Origin of the sequence: Vibrio sp. 10N.247.311.12, from assembly GCF_041467515.1 — a bacterium.
GTDB classification, from domain to species: Bacteria; Pseudomonadota; Gammaproteobacteria; order Enterobacterales; family Vibrionaceae; genus Vibrio; species Vibrio crassostreae_C.
In genome coordinates this window covers 83,254-92,367 of the sequence record NZ_JBFSUV010000014.1, presented here as the reverse complement: position 1 = coordinate 92,367, position 9,114 = coordinate 83,254, and the positions used below count along the sequence as shown (strand labels likewise).

General features: G+C 49.9%; 9 protein-coding genes. All 9 read right to left on the bottom strand.

Annotation, left to right across the window (positions count from 1 at the left end):
- A partial coding sequence (locus AB6E30_RS08445) for a conjugal transfer protein TraG N-terminal domain-containing protein (RefSeq protein WP_372103256.1) occupies nucleotides 1-2,046 on the bottom strand: 2,046 nt, incomplete at its 3' end.
- 12 nt (nucleotides 2,047-2,058) lie between these two features.
- Nucleotides 2,059-3,345 carry a conjugal transfer protein TraH gene (locus tag AB6E30_RS08440; RefSeq protein WP_241904846.1) on the bottom strand — a complete coding sequence of 429 codons (1,287 nt, stop codon included), beginning with the start codon at nucleotides 3,343-3,345 and terminating at the stop codon, nucleotides 2,059-2,061.
- A gap of 71 nt (nucleotides 3,346-3,416) precedes the next feature.
- A complete protein-coding gene (gene traF / locus AB6E30_RS08435; protein ID WP_016799993.1) occupies nucleotides 3,417-3,854 on the bottom strand; it encodes a conjugal transfer protein TraF in 438 nt (145 codons plus the stop codon).
- A 15-nt stretch (nucleotides 3,855-3,869) separates the two neighbouring features.
- Entirely contained in the window at nucleotides 3,870-4,610 is a 741-nt protein-coding gene (traF, locus tag AB6E30_RS08430) for a type-F conjugative transfer system pilin assembly protein TraF (RefSeq protein ID WP_080582247.1), read from the bottom strand.
- Between the two features lie 81 nt (nucleotides 4,611-4,691).
- Nucleotides 4,692-4,895, bottom strand: coding sequence for a hypothetical protein (locus AB6E30_RS08425; protein WP_016799995.1), 204 nt, complete (start codon nucleotides 4,893-4,895; stop codon nucleotides 4,692-4,694).
- Nucleotides 4,896-4,919: 24 nt separating this feature from the next.
- Nucleotides 4,920-6,680, bottom strand: coding sequence for a type-F conjugative transfer system mating-pair stabilization protein TraN (gene traN, locus AB6E30_RS08420; protein ID WP_102561068.1), 1,761 nt, complete (start codon nucleotides 6,678-6,680; stop codon nucleotides 4,920-4,922).
- Nucleotides 6,677-7,363 (bottom strand): type-F conjugative transfer system pilin assembly protein TrbC, encoded by a 687-nt coding sequence (gene trbC, locus AB6E30_RS08415; RefSeq protein WP_016800267.1) that lies wholly within the window; start codon nucleotides 7,361-7,363, stop codon nucleotides 6,677-6,679. The genes traN and trbC overlap by 4 nt, the downstream gene beginning before the upstream one ends.
- Nucleotides 7,364-7,375: 12 nt before the next feature.
- Nucleotides 7,376-8,392 (bottom strand): conjugal transfer pilus assembly protein TraU, encoded by a 1,017-nt coding sequence (traU, locus tag AB6E30_RS08410; protein ID WP_029222902.1) that lies wholly within the window; start codon nucleotides 8,390-8,392, stop codon nucleotides 7,376-7,378.
- Nucleotides 8,389-9,111, bottom strand: coding sequence for a type-F conjugative transfer system protein TraW (gene traW / locus AB6E30_RS08405; protein ID WP_102561070.1), 723 nt, complete (start codon nucleotides 9,109-9,111; stop codon nucleotides 8,389-8,391). The genes traU and traW overlap by 4 nt, the downstream gene beginning before the upstream one ends.
- Nucleotides 9,112-9,114: the final 3 nt, after the last annotated feature.

Sequence of the window (9,114 nt, the reverse complement as noted above, 5' to 3'; positions counted from 1 at the left end):
GCGGTAGGATTCGATAGCGGCTTGCATTTGGCTTTGTTGTTCGTTGCTCATGCTGCTGAGCGTTTCGCGGTCTTCCTGTGTCCATTTTTGTCCCGTGGACGCGTTCACACTCCCATTAAACCCTACGGCGTCACCGAGAGCGCCGCTTGACAGTCCAGCGTTCACGTCATAACCGCCGTACGCAGAGTGTAAGAAGGCATTCGCTTTCTCATGGCTCCATCCGGTTGCCGCACTGACTTGCTCAGTGGCGGAGCTGACCTGCTCTAAGCCTTTTGATGCTGCAGCAGTTGCACCGTGTCCATGAGTTAAACCGTAACCTTGGGTTGAAGAATAACTCTCTTTCCAATCGGCCATCAATTGAGAGCCACTTTGTGTGCTTTGTGACAAGGCCGTTTGTTGTGTCGAGAGGTTGGATTGAGCGCTAGTGTGCAAGTCTTGCACCGCTTCACTGTATTGACTAGAGCTGGCGACATTCCACTGGAAATTCGACGCGGTAGGGCTAGTGTCATACACCGTTCTATCACCGTATTGCGTTGAAAGCATACCGTCTTCGCTTTGAGTGGTACTGCCGTGTTGTTTCAGCAATGTCGACGTATCAAACTTATTGCCATTGACGTTATTAAACGTGTGGGTCTGCATTTGCGTATTACCGTGGCTGATGTCACCGCTTGAGGCCGCTGCCGACGTACGGGCATTGGTTTGGTTTATCATCCCCGCCAGTTGGTAGTTTAAGCTGCTCATCATGGCCGCTGCGCCCTTGGTTAACGCCAAAGCAATCGCGGGGGTGGACATCATCAAGTATCCGGTAATGGAGGCGTAACGCGTGTTGACGTAATCAATGCCGCTCATGTTCGAGAGGGTAATGCCGCGTAACCCTTGTGTCGCGCCCTGGGTCGCCCCTTCTAAGAACCACATCATGATAGCGTTGAGGATGGTGAATATCATAGGCCAAGTGGCCAGATAGAAAAAACTGCCAACGTAGTTTTTAAGGACAGGCAGCGCCATATGTGGCAGCAAGGCAATGATGGCAATGATCGCCCCAAAGCAGACAAACAAAATCACTCCTATCGAGTGCATCATTGGAATGAACTCTTTGGCTTGCAGCCCAATGTTGGCCCACATGGTGGTGGTTTGCATTTGGTTGGCGGTGTAAGCGTAGTTGGCCGCGATACCTCGGTGCGTGTTTTCGATGTTCCATCGCGTCATGTTGATGACCATGTTCTGTTTTAAAATATCGACCGCGTTGTTACTGACCCCAATTAAATCTTGGTGACTATTCTCGATGGCGTTTCTTAAGAACGTTGATTGGATGTTGCTCTCTCGTCCCAAGATATACGCGCCCAGTTTATTCATGGTTTGATTGGCCTCTTCATCAAATTGTTGAGTGAGTTCAGGAAACGCGTCGCGGCAGGTTCTGTATTGACCCTGGGGGTTATAGAGCCCACGAATGGGGGACATCGATTTTGTGGCGAGAAAACCCAGCAAATCCGGTGCTTGCAGGATGTTTTGCATGGTGTATTTTTTGTTAATTCGAATGTCTCCGACGATGCAGTTGTGATAAAAGTCTTTCCAATAGCGTTGCAGATCAATGGTTTCGGCGTTGGCGCTACGAAGCAACGTGTATAAATTCGAACCAAACACCATGCCTGAGGAGCTGTAGCTTTCATCCTCTGTACTGCTAAAGACGATTTCAATGCCTTCGGTTAAGCCGTGCATGAACGTGGTGGCCGCCCAACCGGGTATTGCGACGATGTAAGGCACGTTATTCACGTAATAAATGCGCATAGGATTTTGCGCGTCATTGATATGGACGGTGGCTTTCATGCTGATAAGAAAAGTGGGGATAGCCAAGTAAATGAACATAAAACGCATCACATGTTTCGCGTCTCGAGACACAAAAAATAGGGTGGCACTGATGATAAAGGCCAGTTGTAAGGCGATTTCGATTAACGAGCCAAAGGTGTTGGTGGTAAAAAAAGTGGCGACGGCGTTCAAGGCTCGTTGTAATTGAGGGCCTGCGCCATAGAGATAAAAGTCTAAGGTCATTGGGGATCTCCTTTAATGGCCAAAGGTGAGGTTCGATAGGGTAGCGTCACTTGCCGATTGGCTAAGGAGCTTTCGTTTGCGTTTTAAGCGCTCAGTGAGGGCTAAGTACGCGTTCAATTTTGTTTTGTGACGGTCTCGAATGGTTTGTAAGTAATCCCTTGCACTGTTGATGCCTTCGAGAGTGCGATTGACGTCGGTTGGGTTAACCGAAGCGAGGTTGGTCATGGATTGATTGACGATCATCAGCATGTTGTTGAGATAGGCATGCAAGAGATCGGCGGCAATATTTTGAGCGTATAAATGGCTTTCTGGTTGTAGGTTGAGGTGCGCATCATCAATGAGCATTGCTAAGATAGGAATGTCACTGAGTTCAACAAAGCTCTTCTCTGAGTCGGTGATAGGTTGGTCAGATTGTAAGTGGGCATAGAGCGTATCGACGGTGTGGCGCACTTTGGCGTTAAAGGCTTGGCTTTCATTTAGGCTGATGGCGCTTAGGCTCATCGAAAGGCAGGTCTCGGTGTTGTCGCATCGATACACCTCCAAATCCCCTCCGGTCAAAAGGGCGTTAATGGCGGTGTCGTTACCCACTAACATGGCCGGAATGTAGCTTGGCGTCCCCTGCGCGTCGTAAATGACGGTGCCAGTGAGGCTTACGATAAACTCGGCGACCTCTTGATTGTCTTGAAGGTAAGCGCTTTTCATGAGCGCATCCCACACCACATTTAAGTTCACTTTCACTGCGTGCGCCGTGGCGTCATCGGTGTTGCTAGCCAGTGTGCTCTGGTTGGTACGGACGTTGCGACATTCGTGTTGCGCTTCTAACCAATCAGCGAAAGCGTTGCTTTGCGTGCCTAGGGTGGCGCAGGCATGTCGCTTGGCTTCCCCATCGGTAAAGGCCGCTAAACCAGAGACCGCCGATTGCGCTACTTGGCAAGAGTTCATCGAGGTGGTGAGGAACTGATCAGCAATGGCTTGCAGTTTGTCCCGATTCTCTTTGATGCTCGGCGCCCAAGTTTGCAGCGCTAAATCCACCGCGAAGGGCACGGCGTTGGCAATGACGGCTTTACCAAAAGCCACCAGTTGGTCAGAGTTAATATGAGAAAAGCCGCCCATAAAGGCGTCAATGCCACCGCACCCTGCGCTGACAGAAGGCAAGGTGATGGCGGCCAGTTGAATGTTTTTGATGTTGGTGCGAGCAAACAAACTGCCCGCATTATAGTAGGTGGCGGATTGACCCTGATAGGCACTTGGGTTCGTGATGTTGCTGTTAAAACTGCTGTCATCCCAAAAGCTGTTCATGGCGTCGCCCAAGCCGCCGGCATGAAGTGAACATGAAAGACTCATTAAGAGAGCCAGGAGGGTAGGTCGCGTCATTGTAAACTCTCCATGATGGCCACATCGGCGCGCAAGGCTTGGTAGCTCTTAAGCAGCTCAGTGTATGGAACATTGCCTTCACTCAAACGCACGTACTTACCATTGCTGACGTTGATTAAGAACGTGGCGGGCGTAATGGCGTTTTTGAGATCCCCAAAAAACGCAGCGGTGATGTCAGAGTTGGTCGGTATAGGCGTCGCGTAACCGGGGATGGGTTGTCCGTCAAAGGAGAAATCGTACACAGGTAGTTGAGTAGTTTGCTCTAGCCGCTTCATGGTTGGGGCAAAGTGGTGACACTCAGCGCACTGACTAAAATGGAAGAACACCAAGGCGTATTGGCCTGTCATCGCATGAGGGGGTTGCGCTTGAGTGAGGGAGGTTGAGGCGAGCGTCATCAGCGTACTCAACAATAACGTGCGGATAAAAGCGTTCATCGGGGCGTCCTTAAGTTAAAAGTCGCTGTCTTGGTAATTGGTCGCGACGTTGTGAAAGCGAGAGAGCAAGTCTTTTTGTGAAATGAAGCCGTAGGCGAGGGGCTTGAGTGCTTTGGTGTGGATATTGGCCAGCATTAAAGCCGGTGTGTAGCGCACCTGTACACGCCCTGTCTTATCAATACGGTTTTCATTAATCGTCTCAAAGGTCTGACCGTCTTTGCTGATCCCGACCAGTTCGATGTGGTACCGGTGGGCAAAGTCTTGGATTGAGGGTGCTAGGGTTTGAGATAAGGCGTCTTGCCCTTCGTAGATGAAGTAGAGGCCCCAACCTTCTTGTACCAATTGACGCACAGTGGCTTCGTTTTTGAGTTGGATACCTTGATAGTACGTCGCTCTTGCGGCTTGCTCTGTGGGGCGGTCTTTGGTGTACGAGTATTCGGGGTGTTCGTTGATGAGCTTTTTGAAGGTCATGCCCGTTTGCGTGGTCTTGCCATCGATGAATTTTTTCAGCTTCATCAATTTTAGATTTTTCTCTTCATCGGTTGGGTTAATGGTGGCATCGTTTAACGCTTCATCAAACGCGCGGTGGAACCATTGCATCTGCTCGGTGGCGCTCATCACGGTAGAGACGCTGTTGGGGGGGAGGCTCTCCTCCTCTTTGGGAGGGACTTTGGGCGCTTTGGTCTCGTTATACCAGCGCCACCCCTTGGGGGGCTCATCGGCGATACTGTGAAAGGCCAATAAAGCCAACAACATTAACGGTAGGGGTTTGATTGTTAATCGGTTAATTGAGTTGTTCACCGTTTTTGTGGATAAGTCCTTCATGGTGTGACCTCATTATTGCCAGAAACTCAGCATCTTGTGGGTGCGCGTGTGAAATAACGTCCAAAGTGCTTCATCAATGCCACGCTGTTGTTGGTGCCTCATCATTTCTTGCTTGAGCTGATGGAGTTTTCGTTTGAACAGAAGATGCCGAATAAGGGTGATGGCAAACCCGGTTGTCGACAGGGTGGCCACAAGTAAAGGGAGTAGGGGATCCATATCATGTCCTCATCATTGATTAAGTTAATGGCGATAAGCGCTGTGTAATCGCTCTTGGATTTCTGTGGCCGAAGGCAGGTTGGTGTTGCCGTGCATGTCGTCGTAGAAGTCCGAAAAGTCGAGGCGTTCAAAATCTATGTCTTGAAGCTGCTCGGGGGTAAGGGCGCCGCAAATGGGGTGTTTGGCGGTTCCCAGACTGATGCCAAGTTGACCTTTCGAGCCTTGCTCTTGGATGATGCGCGCCAATTTGCTATCAAAGACGCAGTAGGTCTTCTTTTCCCGGATACACGCGCCTAAGACCTTTTCTGCGCAATAACGGCCAAGGGCTATCGTAATGCCTTGCTCTTTGGCTTGACCGAGCGCTTTCTCTTCATCATTGCATTGGGCTATGCCAATACTCGTGCCCCAACCGCCGTCTTTACAGCAGTCGGCAAAACCAAAAGCGGCGTCTGTGCACTTCATGCCTTTGCCTGTAAATATCTTCGGTGGGTTACCCATACCGTCAGCGGCTTCTGCGAGCGCGGCTAAGGCTGAGGTGCTTTCATTAAAGCGGTTTGAAGTGGTCGCCATGGCTTCAAAGCAATCGCCATCCAGACAAAAGCTCTCTTCTCCACAGATTAATTGGGTGGCACTGCAGCGCCGCTGTGGGCAGGATTTATTGACTTTCTCCTCAATGCACACACCGTTTTGCTGGAGGCTGCAATGGGTTGACGTCGTGGTGCAATCGGCGGGCAGGACGTTGCACGTATTGGGTCGAGTGCATTGGTGCTCAACCCGATACTTCCAGCAATCAAGCGTGGTCGGTATGCCATTAATGATGCGGGTGGCTCGACCTTCAATGCATTGCTGGCGAGTGATCTTGCATGAGTTCATCAGGTTGCATTCTGTTCGCCAAGTAATGTTGTTCTTGATGCAGTTCCCTCCGGATAAGGAGAATCCGTTTGAGCAGCTCAAGGTGACTTTTTTCGTTTGTGTGGTGGGGCGACAAATCTGGTAGCGTTTATACCAGGATTCGTTACTTTTCCAGACAATGTGGTCGGTCTGTTTTAAATCGCCAAGCGTGTAGCCTTGGTTGGGAGAGACAACCTTCCCATCCCAGAAATACGTGGTATCTGACCCTGTAAACCCTCTTGTTCCCCCCGTTTGCCTCACGTAATTGTGATTATCGTGTCGGCATTGTGAGAGAGGGCGTTGGCAATTATCCCCTTGCTTTGTCCAGCCGGATGGGCAGCGGTAGATCACTTCACTAAGGCTCACGGAGGCGACGGGGACTTTGTCACACGGGACCGGGTTGTGAGTTGGTCGGTAGCATTGCTTTGCGATGTTATCAATGACGCATTGCGTGGCGTTGTCACAATCCACGTACTGATTAGACTGACCATGACTGATTTCATAGGCGTTCTCAATGCCAAGGGTGGCGAATCGATACGTATCATCGTTTGGGTCAATGGTGACACTATTATTGTCAAACCCCTCTTGTATCGCTTGAGCGTGTTCGTTGTTGCCAAACTCCGACGTGGATTGGTTTGTGATTTGTGCATCAGTCATCCCGGTTTCATCAGGCTGTCGGATTTTGCTTTCACACCCTGGATTATTGTCGCTGCAGAAGTCTGACAGGTTAAGCGTCATTTCTGAGTCATTGTAAGCCTCGTTCGGGGTGTTTTTCGCCCACTCCACGTTGTCGTAGAATGTGTTTTCTTGAGGGGCGGCAAGGGTATGAAGGGAGAGTAAGAGAGCAGCGCTGAAAGAGAGAAAAACAAAAAGTAGTGAAAAGGGCGAATTCAAGGGGAACTCCTATTGAGCACTTGTTTGGCGATGTGTCCTACATCGCCTTGGCTTAAAATCGTTAATGCGTTAGGAAGGGAGAGGTTGCCGTGAACCATGTCGTAATCACTTTGCGGGCAAGACGCTTCATTGCACGCTTCTCCAATGGCCACAAACACGGGGACGTGGGTGATGTTAAATTGACGAAACCACTGTGGACTGATGGCAAAACCGCTATCAATGGCCATTTCTTCGTCGTCCGCTTCTAACAAACTCAGTATTCGAGAGGCTGTCGGTACCATGCCTTCTGGCAGTACCCCACGTATCACGAGAGGAACCTGATATTGCTGACTTTGTTTGAGTAGCTGTCTAAGCGCGTTATCTGGCATGGAAAGCGACACAAACACCATCACACCTTGCGCCTTTTTGTTTGGATTTTCCTGAGGCACCCCAAGAACACTCGCCAGTGGCGAGTCTTGCAACACGTTATCGAGGTGTTGATTCATCGACAACGCTTCTTGCTTATGTTGCTGACCTCGTTCAAGAAAGGTGGTCAGTTCACTGTGATTGGTTGGCGCTGCAATGGTCTGCTCTTGCTTGGCAAGCGCTTTGAGCTCTTCTTGAGAGTAACCCTTCTCGGCTGTTGAGAGAGGGCTAACCAGCAGAATAAGTAACAGCCATGAGGCTCTTGGGCTAAATGACATCGTCTCATTTCCTTATAAAAATACGCAATTACGTTTTCGCCAGTTCACAAAACCAAAGTTACCGCCGGTGGTTGGGTTGTCTTTACCTTGCTCCCAAAGTGACGAGGTGGTGCCATAGGGATAACAATGAGCGGCATCACCAATCGGTGCCGACAATTGATAGCGATAGCGACTTTTCGGCAAGATAGGCTCTGGCCATTGGTAACAGATTGCGCCATCTTCGCCCCGGGTTTCCCACACAATGCCTTGCCTGTGCATTTTAAAATTAAAACGCTCTAACATCAGTGTGCCAACTTGAGGGCCGGTATGAGAGTAAGCGCTATTACCGGTTAATGGGTAGACGCTGCCTTGTGAGCCTAAACACCAAAAAAGCGCATCAAAAGGCAAAACGCGCCCGGTGGTGGTCGCCATGGCTTCGGTGATGCAAGAGAGCTGCGTGATGGGGTGGCCAAACAAAATGGCTTCGGGGTTAAGAATGAACGACATCTCATCATCATCCCAAAACGGGTCAAGCTCGGTGAGGTAGGCCACATCGAAATTATCCGTGGCCATGCAGGCGGCCGACTGCATCAGTTGTAGCCAGTAAATCACCGGATATTTGTACCAATGCACGTGATAAAAAGCATTGCCGCTGGTTTTGCTGCTTGAGTCGTGCTGCGAGCCTCCTATTTGTTGGCTATTGTCATTACTCAACTGCATCCCCATGTTGACCATGCAATAAGGGACTCGCGTCACGTCCACCAAGGAATACGGCTCCCAATACCCAATGTTTAAGCCAATTTGCATAAAAATGGGCGGGGGTTTAGGACAATAGGAGATCGGCATGCTTGGGTTGGCGGTGTCAGGGTATGTCGAGCTAATGAGAGGCACACTGCCCAGTGTCATAGGAAATAGGCAGTCCCAACAAATATCAGACAATGGATTTAAGAAATGCCCCGTACAAGCGGCGGATTGAGCTTGGGTTTGCCAAGGAAATAGGAACAAACCAAGCAGTAATAACCCATGGGATCTCAAGGTCTTTCTCCTTATTTTGTGTTCGTCGCACTCTTGTTTATGGTGGTGAACGGCGTCACATCGATCTCTGTGATCTTCCACCGCGCTCCGTCTTGTTCAATCAGAGCGGGAATGTGTGAGAGTTGAAATTGACGGCTGTAGTGACCTTGTTGGTCAAAATAAATTCGGGCGTCAAACTCCGTGGCGACGTCTTCTGGACTGCCGTTGGTGAGGGTCCATTTTATCGGCTTATCTGCGCGGTATTGTTTAGCCCAAGCGCGCTGGCTTGGGTCGTCACCATCAAGAAAGACAATCACATACGAGTAATCGAATGATTGTTTGGGAATGTCGACTGGCCAAGTGTCGGTATCAAAAGGGTTGATGACGAGGCCTTTAGCATAAAGGAGGTTACCTTGTGCATCTTTGATATCGGTGGCCAGCTTTAATGATGGGTCGATGTAAAAGGTGTTGGGCGCGGTGGTGGCGGTCAACCCTTTAACGGGAGGGGGTCTTCGCACGTTATTTTCTACGTTCTCCACAAACTGCTGTTGCATCTTTGCGGTTTCTCCCGTGGCTTCTAAGTGTGTCAATCTGTTGTTAATCCATTGCAACATGTCTACCTCTGCAATAGGGAAAAGTTCGCCTTGACGCCCAAATTGTTGACTAAGAGCGGTGGGGGCGATGGCAAGTAAAGTGAGACCGAGCACCTTTGAGAGTGCTGTTGGTTTGATGAATGAATGCCCGTGAACAATCATAAG